We start from the raw sequence: 16,569 nt of genomic DNA, 5'->3' as shown, positions 1-16,569 counted from the left end.
GACTGAGCAGGGACTTTTTACATATTGGATTGGAGAGGCAATGGACGGGACATAATAACATCAATCGAGAAAGGAGGATGGAAATGGGTCAACAGCATCAGTTTAAATCTGGTAATAAGGCACCTAATAATGGTGTTTATATCGAAATCGGTGAGACCGGTAGTATGGTGAAAGATCCTTTAAAGATAAAGCTTAAAGCAGGAGACGTCTTTCCGGATAACTCGAACCATAACCGTGTTTGGACTTACCAAAGAAAGCCGTAAGCAATTGACTAAGAGTCCATATGAATAAGTCTTTAGAGGCATGTGTCATGCCTCTTTTTTCTTTATAATAAAAAACAATTAAGTTCCAATTTTCAAATAAATAGTATGAAAAAAAGAAAGATTAAGGTAAAATATGTAAGAATAGTATAAGGTTGAAAGGATTTGTGTGATGGAAAAGATGAATCTCAGTGAAAGTGTTTGGAATAAACGCTTCACCTCATTGTTCATATCAAGACTCATAAAAAATACAGGAGAAAGTTTTGCTTTTACATCCGTTCTTTGGTTATTGATTTTAAGAGGGGATGGAGCGCTCGGTACCGGACTTCTTCTAGCAGTGACAGTTCTTCCTTCATCATTGTTGGCCCCAATACTAGGACCTCTTATGAAAAGACATCATTTATCTAAATGGATGTTTGCTTCAGATGTCATTCGAGCAACCATTGTACTCATTATTCCACTACTGCATTTTTCGCACATATTGCCTCTATGGTTATTGATCTCATTAATGGTTATTCAATCGGCAACAGGTGCAGCATATAACCCGGCTTCTGTGGCCATCCTGCCGCAGATTGTTCCAAAGCATCTCATTCAAAAAGCAAATGCGATCCTGCAATCATCTTTTGAAATTGTCGCACTTGCTGCGGTGATGGTCGCTGGTCTTTTGGTCAAATTAATTGGCCCTGCAGATACGCTCCTGATCACCACTGCTTTATTTATAATATCGGGCTTGTTCATTATTGGCGTTAAACTCCAAAAGTCAGATGCAGAAAAAGCAGCAGACATTAAACAAGCAAAGAATACATATCTGTATAACTTAAAAAGAGGCTTTCTAGTCGTTAAAAATCATCATATTTTATTTGCACTGACCCTTTATTGTATTTTAATGAATGTCGCCGCAGCTCCGTGGCAGGCATTATCCGCTGTATATGTAGCAGAAGCGCTGCAAAGTGATTCAATGGTGTATTCCATTTTAAGAGGTGTCGCCGCAGTCGGTGCATTTATGATGGGCTTTGCACTGGCGAAGGTGAAAATCAAAAGATTCGGCTTGTTCTTTATTGTCGCAGGCATGATTGAAGGAGCTGCATTCTTTATCACTGGAATGAGTACATGGCTACCAGTCGTTCTTCTAGCTTCCTTTATTTTTGGTGCAGCCGTCAGTGCGATCAATGTTCCAGAGATGGTCATTATTCAAACGTCTGTTGACCAAGAAGATCAGCCGCAAGTATATGCCGTGATCAATGCGTCATCAAATGTCTTTCTCCCGCTTGCAGCCGTCATATCGGGCGTCCTGGCAGAACGCTTTGGAGCAGGACCTGTCATTGCGGGGGGCGGTGTGCTTGAAATTTTATCGGGCATCGCGATCTTCCTGTTCACAGGGCTTGCGAAAAGCCATTTGTCAGCAGACAAACAGAAGTCCGAAACGGTTGAGGTGTAACTCAAAAACCCCCTGTAATTAACGGCAGGGGGTTTTAGCGTGCGCTCTCAACTTCTGGTCATCATTCTGAAAAAAAGAAAAAGAGCTAATCTCAAATCATTAGCTCTTTTCCAGCAATATTAAGAATGTTCTGTTGAACTTTCTGTTTCTTTCATTGGACTTACTTCAGCAAAGATGAATAAAATAACCGTAAACACTATGGCAAGAATGGAAGTTAACGTAAAATCATAAGCAGCTCCATTCATAGATGCAACGATGTAACCAGCCATATGTGTCAGCAGAAAAGTCCAAATGAGGGTGATAATGTAATGCATTATTCCACCGTCCTTTATGTAACAATCTATTGACTATCATACCATAGATACGAGTTCAGAGAAAAGACTGTTTTCCGCCTTTATGTGACCATTTTGAGACCTTCTACTATAAAAATAAAAAGAATTCTTCTGTCTTTAGGGGATTTCCTTATTCCTACAAGAGTTGTTGTTCATATCATAGAAAGCAGAATCACTGAAAGGAGGCTGGCCATATGGGTGTAAGCGAACGTTTTTTCCAGCTTGGTTCCCAGTGGAACGTCATTCACCTTCCTCAAAAACCAAATGGCTTTGGCATTCTAATCCTCGGTGACCGAAATCACTTTGTGCAGGAAAATACATCATTCTGGCTTCAGCATTACGGAAGAAACCAGCTTTTAACTGCTTTAAAGGATGAAGGATATACATTGTTTAATAGTCATCTTCATGGGAATCACTGGGGATGTGAAGATGCTGTTTTTAGTGCGAAACAGCTTGTTCATCACACATTAAAACAAGAAATATTAAACCGGGAAATTCATGTGCTGGCAGAGGGAATGGGTGCACTTGTCGCCATGAGTCTTGCCGAAGAAATGCCAGAAGTGCTAAGGTCTATAGCCATGATGAATCCATGTTTACACCTGCAAGCACAAAGAGAAAGAGAAAAGGAACACAAATTCTTCTACAAACAGTTCATGAAAGAACTCGCACAGAGCTATGGGTGCTCTGCAAAGGAAGCAGAAACGTATCCACTTCCTTCTTGCCCCGTTCATTCAGCTCATGTACCGATTCATATATGGCAGAGACTAAACGGCGCACCGTATGCCTATGAACTACACGCAAAGCCTTTTATTGATCAGCATATGATGAATCCAGACCATTGTCAGATGGACCTTACCTTGCATATGTTTGATCATCCAAGAAGAATCTTTCAGTCCATTCACAAGTTTTATAAATCGCATGAAAGAGAATTGTAATGAATAGGATGATAACAGCCCTTCATGGAAAGGGCTCTTCTTTTTATTCGATATGCTAAAAAAGGGGACATGAACATGGAAACAGGACTGATCATAGGTGCAGATGAATTTTTTGGCCTGACACTTTGTGAATATATGATGAAAGAGGGCATACAAGTGGATATCACATATCCTAAGGAGCAGTCAGAGGAGCAAAAAATGTTATTAGAAGAGCGGATGATGTGGCTTGGCCGCAATGATCTTGTCCGCGTTATTGATGGTCAAGATAGGAAAGAGGCATATGACCTGATCTTTTTTCAATCAGATGATTCAATGAACAGAGAGACAGACCTCGAAGCGAAGCATGGCATATACCGCTTGTTTTACGAAGAACCCCAAAGCCATTCGCATGAACAAAGCGTTTCGGCTGTTATCCTTCCACGCATGTTTGGTCCGTGGTCACTCCATGAAGAGAGACGAACAAAGGATGATCACGCATTTTTTGTAGAAGATGTCGCAAAGGAGCTTTTAAAGTGGGCACGGACTGATCAAAGGCAGGAAATGATCCATCAATTGAAGGTAGAAAGACAAACAGGTGACAAACAAGCAGAAGAAATCATAGCAGAATGGAAAAGACAAAACTCAACATTTTTCGACAAAAAGCAAGAATGATCTTCCATCTTATCTTTTTTCAGTATAAAATAAACCTATATTTAACATACAGGTTCATGCCTGCGTGTTGCAAAGGGAGTTGAACATGGCATGAAGTACCAGCGGCTTGTCATGATCTTTTCGTTCCTTCTTCTTATGCTATCTGCCTGCTCGCAGGCGCCGTTAAAAGGACATATTGAGAAGGTGGGTTTACTCGTCCCCGATACGATTAATGATCAAGTTTGGGGAACGAAAGGTTATAAAGGCTTATTAAATATCCAATCAACATTTGGTGTAGATGTTTATTATAAGGAAGGGATGGTCGACAAGGAGAAAATCGTTGATGCCATTGAAGAATTTCATAAAAAAGGAGTCAATTTGATTATTGGCCATGGCAATGAATACAGCGAAATTTTCAACTTGATCAGTGAAGATTATCCGAAAACACAATTTATCACGGTCAATGGAGGCAAGCCTCAAGCTGATAATGTCACAAACGTCACGTTTAAAGGAGAAGCAATGGGCTTTTTCGGAGGCATGACAGCAGCGCATATGTCCAAAACAAAAAAGATTGGTATTCTGGCTACATATGATTGGCAAAGTGAAGTAGACGGTTTTATCAAAGGTGCAAAATATCAGGACGAACATGTGCAAGTCCTAGCGGAATTTGTCGAAAACTGGGATGATGCTGACAAAGCGGTGAACCTCTATCAAAAATTGAAAAAACAAGGTGTAGATGTTGTGTATCCAGCAGGTGATGGTTATAATATCCCTGTCATTGAACAAATCAAAACCGACAATTTATCTGCGATCGGATATGTCACTGATCAATCCAACCTTGGAAGCCATACGGTGTTAACTAGCACAGTACAGCATGTCGATAAAGCGTACAGTATCATTGCGAAGAAGTTTAATGAAGGCAAGCTAAACGAACAAGGTGAGTACTCCTTTGACTTTAAAGAAGGAGTGATCGAAATGGGGAAATTTAGCTCAACCATAGACCGCGCTTTTGTGAAAGACATTGAGAAGGATATTGCGAATTACAAAAAAACAGGCAAACTGCCAAATGAAAAGTGAGGACGTTGAACATGCAGCACGAAAAATCGATGGAGTTTTTACAAATTGCGATGAAGTATTTTCCACAAGCAAAAGAAGAATTAGATAAAGCAGGGATTCAGCTTGATCCACAAGCACTTCAGCCGCTTCTCTCTTTGTTTACATCTGTCATGCAAGAGGCATATGAGCTTGGAAAAGCAGATGCAGCATCAGAAAAAGCCACAGAATAGTGGCTTTCAGCGTGTAGACAAACCCTCGCATTCTTTGTCAGTCCTGCGCGCTGGTGCTCACGAATGACAAATTCGCTCCGTGCAAGTAGCTGTCCTTCCTAGACTGCAAAGGTTTTCTATCACGCTGAGAAGAAGACAAAGGGCTAAAATATTTTAGCCCTTTGTCAACAATCAAAAAAAGCCACAGAATAGTGGCTTTTTTTTATGATAATTTTTTCTTGAATGCACTAATCATAGGACCAACATCTTTAAACACAGGCTTCAGCTCATCGATGGAGTTCATAATGTTTCCAATTTGATTCATGACATGCATGTAGTCAATGGAGTCATCACTTGAAGAAGTCTCTGCACGCTCCTCCTTTTTTTCTGTCTTGCTTTTCTCTTTTTCAAGTGGCTGACCAAACATCATTGCTGAGAAAATATCCTTTTGCGCCATATCACATGTTCCTTTCTACTATTGGTATATCATTAATCTATGAAAAAAGTGAGAGGAAAGGTTAGACGTTTGTATTGCCAAGGAGAAAAAAATAAGGTAAAATTAGTACCAGATACTAATATAAGATCACAATATCACATGCTCGTATGAGTAAAAGGAGTCTTATTCAATGAATGCTGGAATTATTGGCCTTGGCCGCTATATACCTGAAAAAGTATTAACAAATCGTGATTTAGAAAAAATGGTTGAAACTTCTGACGAGTGGATTCGTACTAGAACAGGTATAGAAGAAAGAAGAATTGCATCTGATGATGTCAATACATCTCATATGGCGCTTGCTGCTGCAAAAAAAGCATTAGCTGACGCAGATGTGGCTGCAGAAGATATTGATATGATTCTTGTAGCGACAGTTACGCCAGATCAAGCATTTCCGACAGTCGCTTGTATGATTCAAGAGCAGCTCGGTGCACATAAAGCATGTGCAATGGATATTAGCGCTGCCTGCGCTGGCTTTATGTATGGGCTTGTTACTGGAAAACAATTTATCGAATCAGGCACTTACAAACACGTGCTTGTCGTTGGTGTAGAAAAGCTTTCTCGCATTACCGACTGGGATGACCGCAACACAGCTGTTTTGTTTGGAGATGGAGCAGGTGCTGCTGTACTAGGAACAGTCAGCGAAGGCAAGGGAATTCTATCATTTGAGCTTGGAGCCGATGGAAGCGGCGGGAAGCACTTGTACTTAGATGAAAAAGATCATACAATCATGAATGGAAGAGAAGTATTTAAATTTGCTGTGAGACAAATGGGCGAGTCAAGCGTAAACGTGATTGAAAAAGCTGGACTATCAAAAGAAGACGTAGACTTCTTGATTCCGCATCAAGCAAACATTCGCATTATGGAAGCAGCACGCGAACGCTTAGAGCTGCCAGTTGAAAAAATGTCGAAAACAGTCCATAAATATGGAAACACATCAGCAGCATCCATTCCAATTTCACTATGTGAAGAAATCGAAGCCGGAAAAATTCATGACGGCGATGTGATTGTAATGGTTGGTTTTGGTGGAGGATTAACGTGGGGCGCAATCGCTATGCGATGGGGCCGATAAAAGAGTGGGGTGCACAAATTAATGGATAAGAAACGAGTAGTTGTTACAGGATTAGGTGCTTTGACACCTCTTGGCAACGATGTAGAGACAACATGGAAAAATGCTGTAGCAGGTGTATCAGGTGTTGGCCCGATCACACGTGTTGATTCAAGTGAATATACAGCAAAAGTAGCTGCAGAACTAAAAGATTTTAACATCGAAGATTACATGGAGAAAAAAGAAGCGAGAAAGATGGCACGCTTCACACAATATGCAGTCGTTGCTGCTCAAAAGGCTTTAGATGATTCACGCCTTGAAATTACAGATGAAAACGCACCTCGTGTTGGGGTATGGGTTGGATCTGGTATTGGCGGACTTGAAACATTCGAAGAGCAATTCGAAGTGTATTCGAATAAAGGAGCAAGACGCGTAAGCCCGTTCTTCGTTCCAATGATGATTCCAGATATGGCAACAGGCCAAATTTCAATTGCACTTGGCGCAAAAGGGGTTAACTCTTGTACTGTAACAGCATGTGCAACAGGAACAAACTCCATTGGTGATGCCTTTAAAGTCATTCAGCGCGGAGATGCAGATGCGATGATTACAGGTGGAACAGAAGCACCGTTAACGAAAATGTCGTTTGCTGGTTTCTGTGCGAACAAAGCTCTTTCGACAAATCCTGATCCAGAGACAGCAAGCCGTCCATTTGATAAAAACCGTGACGGATTTGTCATGGGTGAGGGAGCGGGAATTGTTGTACTTGAAGAATTAGAGCATGCGTTAAAACGTGGTGCGACCATTTATGCAGAAATCGTTGGCTACGGCTCAACTGGAGATGCATACCATATCACAGCACCTGCTCCAAACGGAGAAGGCGGCGTACGTGCAATGAAAGAAGCCATTCGTGATGCAGGTTTAACAGTGGAAGAAATTGATTATATCAATGCCCACGGAACAAGCACACCGTATAATGATAAGTTTGAAACAATGGCGATTAAAGAAGTGTTCGGAGAGCATGCGAATCAGCTTGCGATCAGTTCGACAAAATCAATGACAGGTCATTTACTTGGCGCAGCAGGCGGAGTAGAAGCGATTTTCTCTGTTCTGGCGATTAAAGACAGTGTCATTCCGCCAACGATTAACCTTGAAACACCAGATGAAGAATGTGATCTTGATTATGTAGCAAATGAAGCACGTTCAAAAGAAGTACAAGTGGCTTTGAGCAACTCACTTGGTTTTGGCGGGCACAATGCGACAATTATCTTCAAAAAATACGAAGCGTAATATGTCTTAAGAAGGTGGCGATCTATAAACAGATCGCCGCCTTTTTGCATATGATGAAAATGGAGGTGTTCAGCGGTATGGGTCTGATCAATACACAATATCTCATCCAACAATCATCATCATTTCAGGAGCTGGCGGCACGTTTTGTCCCTTATTTTAAAGGAGCGGAGAAAAAAGAAGGATCATCTATTCTCGCCCATTTACAACATCACGGAATGGTTCGATCATGGAACGCCTGCCAGGAAATGATCGACAAGCTCAAAGAAAAAGGGTATTTCAAGCTTGTGATGAAAGAATACAAAGCGCTGCAAAAAAAGTGGGGAGGTCCTGATGTCCCTGTCTTTATTTTGCCTGTTAATGAGAGCAGCAAAGAGATCAGAGAACAATTTTACTTTCAATCCGGCATGGCATTTGATGACAAAATCTTTCTTTTTTTATCCCCGCATACACCGAAGGAGCGAATCGGTACGTTGCTGACGCATGAATATCACCATGTATGCAGGTTGCATTTTCTCACGAAAGAAGAAAAAGATTTTACATTCCTTGATACAATCATGATGGAGGGGCTCGCTGAATATGCTGTGTATCATAGATATGGAGAAAGCTATACAGCAAAGTGGACGACTTTATATGACGAATCGCAGCTGCAGCGCATGTACAAGAAATGGGTATCCAGTCACCTTTATCAGAAAGTGCAGGACGACGAAAGGCTGATACAGAATCTCCTTTATGGAAAAGGGAACTACCCCAAAATGCTTGGCTATGCCACTGGATTTTATATCGTGAAAAAGTATTTCGATGAGCACCGAATCAGCGAGGAGTCTATGATTGCGGAGCCAGCGGAAACGTTTTTAAAGGCGATAGAATCATAAAGACAATCATTCGCAAAAAAAGTGACATATTACAATTTTACTAAATACTTCTTGATTTCGTCATGCTGATGTAATAATATACAAATATAAATTTTGATAATTCTTTTTATTCTAAAAAGACGGAATTTTTTGATTCGGTTCATTTGATCTATGGAGAAAGGGGCGAATGCATGAGCACACTGCTTGAAGTGCAAAACTTAAAAACCTATTTTTTTCGAAAAAAGGAACCAATACCTGCTGTTGATGGCGTTGATTTTAGTATCAAAAAAGGGGAAACAGTCGCATTAGTCGGTGAGTCTGGGTCTGGTAAAAGTATTACGTCTTTATCCATCATGGGTCTGATTAATGGGACTGGTGGGAAGATTATGGATGGTTCCATTATGCTTGATGGAAAAGACCTTGTTACATATAGTGAAAAGGAATTGTGCAGTATTCGCGGTAATGATGTATCCATGATCTTTCAGGAACCCATGACCTCACTTAATCCCGTCTTAACCATCGGGGAACAAATAACAGAAATCCTCATTTACCACAAAAAACTTTCAAAAAAAGAAGCGACCAAAAAAGCGATTGACTTGCTAAAGCTTGTAGGCTTTTCTAGGCCAGAACAAATCATCAAAGATTACCCGCACCGTTTATCCGGCGGTATGCGTCAACGAGTCATGATCGCCATTGCGCTAAGCTGTGATCCGAAGCTCCTCATTGCGGATGAGCCGACTACTGCTCTCGATGTGACCATACAAGCCCAGGTGCTGACCTTAATGAAAGATTTATGTTCGACCTTTGGTACATCTATACTTCTCATTACGCACGATTTAGGTGTTGTGTCGGAAGTAGCAGACCGTGTCATTGTCATGTACTGCGGACAGGTTGTTGAAAATGGAACCGTTGAAGAGTTGTTTGATCAGCCGCTTCACCCATACACAGAAGGACTGCTTGAATCCATTCCGGTCATTGACGGAGACATTCAGCCATTAACGGCGATAAAAGGAAATGTCCCTGCGCCAGATCAGCTTCCCGCAGGATGCCGTTTTGCGCCTAGATGCCCGAAAGCCATGGAACGATGCATAGGTGAATTGCCCAAACTGACAACCTTTGAAAATGGTAGAAGCGTCAGGTGTTTCTTATATGAGGAGGCAAGCCAAACATGACACTTGCTGAAAATCAACCATACATGACAGATCGATCTGAGAAAGAAACCATCCTGGAATTAAAAAATATACGAAAACACTTTCCGATTAAAGCTGGCGTGCTGCAAAAGAAAGTAGGAGCAGTCAAAGCGGTTGACGGCATCGACTTAAACATTTATAAAGGCGAAACGTTAGGCATCGTTGGAGAGTCTGGATGCGGTAAATCCACATTAGGACGGACGATGATTCGTTTATATGAACCAACAGAAGGACAAATTCTATTTAAAGGGCAAGATATTTCTCATGTATCTGAATCAAAACTAAGACAATCAACAAGGAAAAACATCCAAATGGTTTTTCAAGATCCCTTTGCATCACTCAACCCTAGAAAAACACTTCGAAGTATCATCAAAGAACCCTACAAAACACATCACTTATATTCCTTAAAAGAAAGAAATGAAAAAGTAGAACAGCTTTTATCCAAAGTCGGCCTTCACCCAAGTTTTGCGAATCGATACCCGCACGAATTCTCCGGCGGACAAAGGCAACGGATCGGTATCGCTCGTGCACTTGCCATGAATCCTGAAATGATCATAGCAGATGAGCCTGTTTCAGCGCTTGACGTCTCCATTCAGGCGCAGGTCATCAATTTGATGGAAGAGCTTCAAGAAGAGTTTGACCTCACCTATCTATTTATCTCTCACGATCTCAGTGTGGTCCGCCACATTAGTGATCGAGTGGGCGTCATGTATCTTGGCAAAATGATGGAACTTGCGGATAAGCACAGCCTGTACGATGATCCGCTTCATCCGTATACACAGGCGCTTTTATCTTCCGTTCCAGTCACCCGTAAAAAAGGTCAGGTGAAAAGGGAACGGATTATGCTGCAAGGAGATTTACCAAGCCCTGCAAATCCGCCAAAAGGCTGTGTGTTTCATACAAGATGCCCACACGCGAAAGAAGTCTGTAAAGAAAAAGTACCAGAATTTCAAGAATTAAAAACGAACCACTTTGTGGCCTGCCACCTCTACGACGCTTGATCACGCTTGTATGATCTCATCTTTGAGAGGGGGGATGAAACGGGCTTCTGTCATCATTTTTTAAAAAAGATAGGGGGAATTGTCTATGAAAGATAGAAAGAGAAAGTCCATTTTGGTCAGTTTACTGCTGATCTTTACATTGCTCCTTGCTGCTTGTTCTGGTGGAAATAAAACGTCTGGAGACAGTGAAAAGAAATCCACAGGTAAACCTGTACAAGGTGGAGATCTTGTCATTGGTTCGATTGCAGAGCCTACATTATTTAACTCACTTTACTCAACAGACGTGGCAAGTTCTGATATTGAAGAGAGAATCTATAGCTTTTTACTGCAAACAGATGGAAAGCTTAACCCACAGCTGGCGTTGGCAGAAGATATTAAAGAATCCGATGACGGCAAACAGTTTGATGTGACCATTAGAAAAGGCGTGAAGTTTCATGATGGAGAAGAACTGACTGCTGATGATGTTGTGTTTACATACAGCATTCCGATCAATAAGGATTACAATGGTGAGCGTGGATCAGGCTTTGAAGTATTAGAGTCTGTCAAAAAAACAGGGGACTATTCGGTCGAATTTAAGCTGAATAAAAAAGATCCATATTTTTATAACGTCACGCTAGGAAGCTATGGCATTTTACCAAAGCATATTTTAGGTGATGTCCCTATAAAGGATCTTGGAGAAAATGAATTTAACCGAAAAAATCCAATCGGCTCTGGCCCATTTAAATTTGCCGAGTGGAAAGAAGGAGACTATGTCAAACTTGAAGCATTTGATGACTATTGGGATGGACGGCCATACCTTGATACAGTCACCATTAAAACGATTCCTGATCAAAATGCAGCCATGGCTCAGCTATCCGCAGGTGATATTGATTTCTTTGCAGTGCCTGGAGCAGAACTGCAAACAGCTGAAAAAGTTAGTAACATCAAAATCGAATCTGATCTAGGGCTTAATTATTCATATATTGGCTGGAATCAGAAAAACGAACTGTTCAAAAGCAAAAAAGTCCGCCAAGCGCTTACCCATGCCATTGACCGTCAAACAATTGTCGATCAAGTGTTAAATGGAGACGGGAAAGTAGCCAACATCCCAGAAAGCCCGTTGTCATGGAACTACCCTAAAAATGAAAATGTCCCAGTATTTGAATTTGATCAAGAAAAAGCGAAGAAGATGCTGAAGGAAGAGGGCTGGGAGGATACAGATGGAGACGGTTATCTTGATAAAGACGGTAAGAAGTTCTCCTTCGTTTTGAAGACGAACCAAGGAAACAAAGTCCGTGAAGATATTGCTGTCGTTGTCCAGCAGCAGCTCAAAGAAATTGGCATTGAAGCAAAACCGCAAATTGTGGAGTTCAGTGCATTAATCGAACAAACAACTCCGCCAAAATGGGATTATGATGCGTTATTACTCGGCTGGAGCTTAGCGACATTCCCTGACCAATACAGCATTTTCCATTCAAGTCAGTCTGAAAAAGGCTTAAATAACATTTGGTATAAAAATGAAGAAGTCGATAAGCTGCTAGTTGATGCCAAAAACTTGAGTGATCGTAAAGAGTATTCAAAGGCGTATGAAAAAATTTATGAGCTGATTGCAGAAGACCAGCCGTATACGTTCCTTTATTATGCCAACTCACATCGCGCGATGCCATCTAATCTACAAGGCTACTCTTACCACCCGAAAGATGAATATTACAAAATCGAAAAATGGTGGATTGAACAGTAGTCTGCAAGTGAAGAAGGGGAGGTGTCTCCCCTTTTTTCATCATAGTATGGCCATCCGATGAAAAAGGAGTTGTGCACATGGTTACATATATCATTAGAAGGACACTTCTTTCCATCCCGATTTTGTTTGGTATTACGATTTTGTCCTTTGCGATTATGAAAGCAGCACCAGGCGATCCGATGTCACTCATGATGGACCCGACCATTAGTGCCGCAGACCGGGAAGCCTTTATTGATAAGTACGGGTTGAACGATCCTGAATATGTGCAATATATGAAATGGCTCGGTAATATGCTTCAAGGTGACTTTGGCACATCCATCGTAAAAAAAGGAACGCCCGTGGCTGATTTGATTTTTGCCCGGCTGCCAAATACCCTCATCCTCATGATCTTTTCTACATTAGTTGCCCTGATCATTGCCATCCCATTTGGTGTTCTTTCAGCAAAACGTCCGTATACAAAACTTGACTATGGTATTACGGTTACATCATTTATCGGACTGGCTATTCCGAATTTCTGGTTTGGTTTGATCCTTATAATGGTGTTATCAGTGAATTTAGGATGGTTTCCGACCGGGGGTGTCTCTACCTTAAATGCAGATTTTAATCTATTTGACCGGCTTCATCATATTATTTTACCTGCCTTTGTTTTAGCAACGGCTGATATGGCAGGCCTTACACGTTATACAAGGTCAAGTATGCTCGATGTGATGCGGCAGGATTACATTCGCACGGCGCGAGCGAAAGGTTTTAGAGAGAACAAAGTCATCTTCAAACATGGATTGAGAAACGGTCTGATGCCTGTTATTACGATCTTTGGACTCATGATTCCATCCTTTATTGGCGGCGCAGTCGTGGTGGAACAAATCTTCACATGGCCAGGGCTTGGGAAACTGTTTATCGATTCTGCTTTTTCAAGAGATTATCCCGTCATTATGGCGATGACTGTTATCTCTGCTGTGCTCGTGGTCGTTGGAAACTTAATAGCGGATATTCTCTATGCGATCGTTGATCCGCGTATTGAATATTAGAAGGGAGCTGAGGCACAATTGGCACAACCTAATATGGGAACACCTCCTGTTGATCTCAAATTAAAAGAAGGCCTTCCGCCAAAACCAGAGACGATGCTTCGTTTATTTTGTGAGAAATTTTTCAAAAATAAATTGGCGGTTGCCGGCTCCGCTATTTTATTGATCATTATCTTTTCAGCTATTTTTGCCCCGGTGATCGCACCTTACGCACCGGAACAGCAAGACTTGTTGAAACGGCTACAGCCTCCAAGTGCAGAGCATTTTATGGGAACCGACAAGTTTGGTCGAGATATTTTTTCAAGAGTGCTATACGGAGCGAGGGTGTCTCTATTAGTTGGCTTTGTCTCAGTAGTCGGAGCCATCACCATTGGTACCGTCATTGGGGCGGTAGCGGGATACTTTAAAGGTTTTGTCGATTCTGTGCTCATGAGAATGGTGGATGTCGTATTGTCTATTCCAGATATTTTTCTCTTGATCACGCTAGTGACAATTTTTAAACCGGGTATTGATAAATTGATTTTAATCTTTGCGCTGACTGGCTGGACAACAACCGCCAGGCTGATCCGCAGTGAATTCTTGTCACTTCGCACAAGAGAATTCGTACTCGCAGCAAGAACGATCGGAACGAAAAACCATGTCATCATCTTTTCGCATATTTTACCGAACTGTATCGGCCCTATTATTGTGTCTGCTACATTAAAAGTCGGTTCTGTTATTTTAGCTGAGTCGACACTTAGCTATCTAGGGTTCGGCATCCAGCCTCCAACGGCGAGCTGGGGAAACATGCTTCAAGATGCACAAAATTTCTCCATTATGGTGCAAGCATGGTGGTATCCACTGTTCCCAGGTTTACTGATTCTACTTACCGTTTTATGCTTTAACTTCTTAGGTGATGGACTGAGAGATGCCCTTGATCCTAAAAAGCTAAAATAAGGTTCTGCTTATAGAAAATCGTGAAAGGACTCTGCGAGACGTTCTCCTTTTCCCAGGAAATAAAGCCGTCCTTCCGTCAGGGAGAAGTTTTAATAAAGTTGGAATAATTTCTCTATCCCTTGCCCATACTGTGGACAACAGTTTTTAAAAAGTGAGGGATTGGTTATGTTATTTCTTCATGACGTATGGGTGAATTGGTTTGAAGGGGAAGAGAATGGCTATAATGTGTGCCATTTTCATGAGTGGCGCAAGGAGGACAGCGTGGAGCTGTTAGATCAAGTACCTTTACTCAAGGTGCAGAGTCCTTTGTTTGATTACATAGAGAATGATCTATCAGAGCTGCCGAAGACGCTGCTAGAGTCTGTATTTGAGAAATCATATATTCGAAAAAATCATGAACGCCGTAAATTAGAGTATTGCTTTGTGGTCACGGACGGGATTAGAATCATCGCTGTGGATACGATTGGTTATTCCATCCCTGTGAGAAAGAGCCGATTGATTCCAAGACAGGAGCAATTGGTGTATGAAATGGTGAAAGATGTGAAGGCAGAGGAGTATGAATTCACAACAGACAGCCTTGAATCGACGAAAGAATATCACATCCTATCATTACCACCGCAGCATATCAGCGGATTAACGAGAAAAGAAAGACAGCTGAAGCAGCTGATGTTTATGGCGTTAGATCAACTAAAGGGGCTTCAAAACCGGGCAGAAATTGCCTATTGGTATACAGAATGGAATCCGCGCATGTACAACCAGATCAAACGAATGTCTTTCGAGGAGATTTGGAACATGCTTTATAACGAAACCATTGATGGATGGTCAGAAAACCATTTAGCCTTTTGTGAAAAAATGATTAAAGGACAGCCATTTTTTGAAAAACTTTGGGAAATGGAAAACGAATCAAAAGTGAATTAGAAAAAGCTTGCAGCTGAATATGCTGCAAGCTTGTTTTATTTGCGTTTCCGGCCAAGACCCATCGCATTCTCCATTTTTTTCAGCATTTTGTTTGCCGCACGGTTAGCCTTTTCAGCACCTTCATCTAAAATGCGGTCAAGCTCATCTGACTCAATGAGTTCATAATAGCGATCTTGAATCGGTTTCAAAGCATCCACGACAACGTTCGCAAGATCTCCCTTAAATTCACCATAACCTTTGCCTTCGTATTTTTGTTCAAGCTCTGCAATCGATACGTTCCCTAATACAGAATAAATCGTCAGCAAGTTGGCTATTCCAGGTTTGTTTTCTTTGTCATATTTGACGATGCCTTCTGAATCAGTCACAGCACTTTTGATTTTCTTTTCAAGCTGTTTTGGCTCATCTAATAAGGTAATGAAAGATTTTTGGTTCGGATCAGATTTGCTCATTTTTTTCGTTGGGTCTGTTAAAGACATAATCCGAGCGCCTTCTTTTGGAATTTTGACTTCAGGTACAGTAAAGATGTCGTTATACTTTCGGTTAAAGCGTTCAGCAAGCGTTCTCGTTAATTCAAGATGCTGCTTTTGATCTTCTCCTACAGGAACTAAGTCCGTACCGTATAACAAAATATCGCCAGCCATTAATGGCGGATACGTTAATAGTCCTGAAACGACTGCTTCCTTACCAGCAGATTTGTCCTTAAATTGAGTCATTCTTTCTAATTCTCCAATATAAGCGACACATTGCAGCATCCATCCTGCCTGGGCGTGGGCAGGTACCTCTGATTGGATAAACAATGTTGCCTTCTCAGGATCAAGTCCCACTGCCAAATAAAGAGCGGCTAAGCTTCTTATATTTTGTCGAAGGGCTAAACGATCCTGACTCACCGTAATGGCATGCTGATCGACCACACAAAAGTAGCCGTTGTAATCATGCTGAAGATCGACAAATTGCTTCATCGCTCCAATGTAGTTCCCCAATGTCACAGAACCGCTAGGCTGAATGCCTGAGAAAATCGTCTTTTTTGTCATACTAAAACCTCTTTTCTTCAATATAAAAAGGCCCACCCATCACTTTTCAACAGAAAAGGGACGAATGAACCGTGGTACCACCCTTGTTATTTCAAATCAGAAATCACTCAAGACGTTGATATCGGAGACTGCTCCGTCTAAGCCTACTCACTCTATCAAGTGTTCGGTTAGCTGCTCCAAAGCCCATTCCATACATGCCATTATCTGCT

At 41.5% G+C, this 16,569-nt stretch carries 18 protein-coding genes and 1 other annotated feature (1 of these 19 cut by a window edge); of the genes, 15 read left to right on the top strand and 3 right to left on the bottom strand.

Annotated elements, in window-relative coordinates; all coding sequences use genetic code 11:
* Positions 1-83: 83 nt before the first annotated feature.
* Entirely contained in the window at positions 84-263 is a 180-nt protein-coding gene (locus ACSBQP_RS07255; protein WP_008348517.1) for a YjzC family protein, read from the top strand.
* A gap of 169 nt (positions 264-432) precedes the next feature.
* A complete protein-coding gene (locus tag ACSBQP_RS07250) occupies positions 433-1,698 on the top strand; it encodes an MFS transporter (RefSeq protein WP_007499050.1) in 1,266 nt (421 codons plus the stop codon).
* A gap of 119 nt (positions 1,699-1,817) precedes the next feature.
* Here ACSBQP_RS07250 and ACSBQP_RS07245 read toward each other — a convergent pair whose 3' ends face one another.
* Entirely contained in the window at positions 1,818-2,012 is a 195-nt protein-coding gene (locus ACSBQP_RS07245; protein WP_008348514.1) for a YjzD family protein, read from the bottom strand.
* Positions 2,013-2,224: 212 nt separating this feature from the next.
* On the opposite strand from ACSBQP_RS07245, the gene ACSBQP_RS07240 reads away from it, so the two are divergent.
* From ACSBQP_RS07240 to ACSBQP_RS07225, 4 genes are all read left to right on the top strand, one after another.
* Positions 2,225-2,965, top strand: a complete 741-nt coding sequence (locus ACSBQP_RS07240) for a hypothetical protein (protein ID WP_007499048.1) — start codon at positions 2,225-2,227, stop codon at positions 2,963-2,965.
* Positions 2,966-3,040: 75 nt separating this feature from the next.
* The gene (locus ACSBQP_RS07235) at positions 3,041-3,616 is read left to right on the top strand and encodes a nad binding enzyme (protein WP_144684663.1); all 576 of its coding nucleotides are present in this window, start codon (positions 3,041-3,043) and stop codon (positions 3,614-3,616) included.
* Positions 3,617-3,706: 90 nt separating this feature from the next.
* The gene (locus ACSBQP_RS07230) at positions 3,707-4,672 is read left to right on the top strand and encodes a BMP family ABC transporter substrate-binding protein (RefSeq protein WP_017360174.1); all 966 of its coding nucleotides are present in this window, start codon (positions 3,707-3,709) and stop codon (positions 4,670-4,672) included.
* 11 nt (positions 4,673-4,683) lie between these two features.
* Entirely contained in the window at positions 4,684-4,881 is a 198-nt protein-coding gene (locus tag ACSBQP_RS07225) for a ComZ family protein (protein ID WP_008348507.1), read from the top strand.
* 202 nt (positions 4,882-5,083) lie between these two features.
* On the opposite strand, the gene ACSBQP_RS07220 is transcribed toward ACSBQP_RS07225, so the two are convergent.
* Positions 5,084-5,317 carry a hypothetical protein gene (locus ACSBQP_RS07220; RefSeq protein ID WP_008348506.1) on the bottom strand — a complete coding sequence of 78 codons (234 nt, stop codon included), beginning with the start codon at positions 5,315-5,317 and terminating at the stop codon, positions 5,084-5,086.
* Positions 5,318-5,486: 169 nt separating this feature from the next.
* Here ACSBQP_RS07220 and ACSBQP_RS07215 point away from each other — a divergent pair, with 169 nt between their 5' ends.
* From ACSBQP_RS07215 to ACSBQP_RS07175, 9 genes are all read left to right on the top strand, one after another.
* Entirely contained in the window at positions 5,487-6,425 is a 939-nt protein-coding gene (locus ACSBQP_RS07215; protein ID WP_008348504.1) for a beta-ketoacyl-ACP synthase III, read from the top strand.
* A 21-nt stretch (positions 6,426-6,446) separates the two neighbouring features.
* The gene (gene fabF / locus ACSBQP_RS07210; protein WP_191218898.1) at positions 6,447-7,688 is read left to right on the top strand and encodes a beta-ketoacyl-ACP synthase II; all 1,242 of its coding nucleotides are present in this window, start codon (positions 6,447-6,449) and stop codon (positions 7,686-7,688) included.
* 77 nt (positions 7,689-7,765) lie between these two features.
* On the top strand, positions 7,766-8,560 hold the full coding sequence (locus ACSBQP_RS07205) for a DUF2268 domain-containing protein (RefSeq protein WP_056407963.1): 795 nt from the start codon (positions 7,766-7,768) through the stop codon (positions 8,558-8,560).
* A gap of 170 nt (positions 8,561-8,730) precedes the next feature.
* A complete protein-coding gene (locus ACSBQP_RS07200; RefSeq protein ID WP_216894896.1) occupies positions 8,731-9,711 on the top strand; it encodes an ABC transporter ATP-binding protein in 981 nt (326 codons plus the stop codon).
* 23 nt (positions 9,712-9,734) lie between these two features.
* Positions 9,735-10,730: an ABC transporter ATP-binding protein gene (locus tag ACSBQP_RS07195; protein WP_025207148.1), complete on the top strand. Its 996-nt coding sequence runs from the start codon at positions 9,735-9,737 to the stop codon at positions 10,728-10,730.
* Between the two features lie 85 nt (positions 10,731-10,815).
* Complete coding sequence (locus tag ACSBQP_RS07190) at positions 10,816-12,450, top strand: peptide-binding protein (RefSeq protein WP_017360170.1); 1,635 nt, start codon at positions 10,816-10,818, stop codon at positions 12,448-12,450.
* 77 nt (positions 12,451-12,527) lie between these two features.
* Positions 12,528-13,478: an ABC transporter permease gene (locus tag ACSBQP_RS07185; protein ID WP_007499031.1), complete on the top strand. Its 951-nt coding sequence runs from the start codon at positions 12,528-12,530 to the stop codon at positions 13,476-13,478.
* 33 nt (positions 13,479-13,511) lie between these two features.
* The gene (opp4C, locus tag ACSBQP_RS07180; RefSeq protein WP_017360169.1) at positions 13,512-14,411 is read left to right on the top strand and encodes an oligopeptide ABC transporter permease; all 900 of its coding nucleotides are present in this window, start codon (positions 13,512-13,514) and stop codon (positions 14,409-14,411) included.
* A gap of 165 nt (positions 14,412-14,576) precedes the next feature.
* Positions 14,577-15,329, top strand: a complete 753-nt coding sequence (locus ACSBQP_RS07175; protein WP_008348490.1) for a YjbA family protein — start codon at positions 14,577-14,579, stop codon at positions 15,327-15,329.
* A 35-nt stretch (positions 15,330-15,364) separates the two neighbouring features.
* Here the strand turns inward: ACSBQP_RS07175 and trpS are convergent, their stop codons facing one another.
* Complete coding sequence (gene trpS, locus ACSBQP_RS07170) at positions 15,365-16,360, bottom strand: tryptophan--tRNA ligase (RefSeq protein ID WP_008348488.1); 996 nt, start codon at positions 16,358-16,360, stop codon at positions 15,365-15,367.
* A gap of 53 nt (positions 16,361-16,413) precedes the next feature.
* Positions 16,414-16,569 (bottom strand) — a binding site (T-box leader) (it continues 64 nt past the right edge of the window).

The organism is Bacillus sp. G402, assembly GCF_051172515.1.
In the GTDB taxonomy this organism is placed as follows: Bacteria; Bacillota; Bacilli; order Bacillales; family Bacillaceae; genus Bacillus; species Bacillus altitudinis.
Note: the sequence above shows the minus strand (reverse complement) of the source record. Positions and strands in the feature narration are given on the sequence as shown.

What these genes read in the sequence shown, in the direction of transcription:
- ACSBQP_RS07220 (WP_008348506.1), bottom strand. Translation starts at nt 5,317, where the DNA reads ATGGCGCAAAAGGATATTTTCTCAGCAATGATGTTTGGTCAGCCACTT.
- ACSBQP_RS07230 (WP_017360174.1), top strand. Translation starts at nt 3,707, where the DNA reads ATGAAGTACCAGCGGCTTGTCATGATCTTTTCGTTCCTTCTTCTTATG.
- ACSBQP_RS07255 (WP_008348517.1), top strand. Translation starts at nt 84, where the DNA reads ATGGGTCAACAGCATCAGTTTAAATCTGGTAATAAGGCACCTAATAAT.
- opp4C (WP_017360169.1), top strand. Translation starts at nt 13,512, where the DNA reads ATGGGAACACCTCCTGTTGATCTCAAATTAAAAGAAGGCCTTCCGCCA.
- ACSBQP_RS07225 (WP_008348507.1), top strand. Translation starts at nt 4,684, where the DNA reads ATGCAGCACGAAAAATCGATGGAGTTTTTACAAATTGCGATGAAGTAT.
- ACSBQP_RS07175 (WP_008348490.1), top strand. Translation starts at nt 14,577, where the DNA reads ATGTTATTTCTTCATGACGTATGGGTGAATTGGTTTGAAGGGGAAGAG.
- fabF (WP_191218898.1), top strand. Translation starts at nt 6,447, where the DNA reads ATGGATAAGAAACGAGTAGTTGTTACAGGATTAGGTGCTTTGACACCT.
- trpS (WP_008348488.1), bottom strand. Translation starts at nt 16,360, where the DNA reads ATGACAAAAAAGACGATTTTCTCAGGCATTCAGCCTAGCGGTTCTGTG.
- ACSBQP_RS07235 (WP_144684663.1), top strand. Translation starts at nt 3,041, where the DNA reads ATGGAAACAGGACTGATCATAGGTGCAGATGAATTTTTTGGCCTGACA.
- ACSBQP_RS07215 (WP_008348504.1), top strand. Translation starts at nt 5,487, where the DNA reads ATGAATGCTGGAATTATTGGCCTTGGCCGCTATATACCTGAAAAAGTA.
- ACSBQP_RS07205 (WP_056407963.1), top strand. Translation starts at nt 7,766, where the DNA reads ATGGGTCTGATCAATACACAATATCTCATCCAACAATCATCATCATTT.
- ACSBQP_RS07200 (WP_216894896.1), top strand. Translation starts at nt 8,731, where the DNA reads ATGAGCACACTGCTTGAAGTGCAAAACTTAAAAACCTATTTTTTTCGA.
- ACSBQP_RS07190 (WP_017360170.1), top strand. Translation starts at nt 10,816, where the DNA reads ATGAAAGATAGAAAGAGAAAGTCCATTTTGGTCAGTTTACTGCTGATC.
- ACSBQP_RS07240 (WP_007499048.1), top strand. Translation starts at nt 2,225, where the DNA reads ATGGGTGTAAGCGAACGTTTTTTCCAGCTTGGTTCCCAGTGGAACGTC.
- ACSBQP_RS07195 (WP_025207148.1), top strand. Translation starts at nt 9,735, where the DNA reads ATGACAGATCGATCTGAGAAAGAAACCATCCTGGAATTAAAAAATATA.
- ACSBQP_RS07250 (WP_007499050.1), top strand. Translation starts at nt 433, where the DNA reads ATGGAAAAGATGAATCTCAGTGAAAGTGTTTGGAATAAACGCTTCACC.
- ACSBQP_RS07245 (WP_008348514.1), bottom strand. Translation starts at nt 2,012, where the DNA reads ATGCATTACATTATCACCCTCATTTGGACTTTTCTGCTGACACATATG.
- ACSBQP_RS07185 (WP_007499031.1), top strand. Translation starts at nt 12,528, where the DNA reads ATGGTTACATATATCATTAGAAGGACACTTCTTTCCATCCCGATTTTG.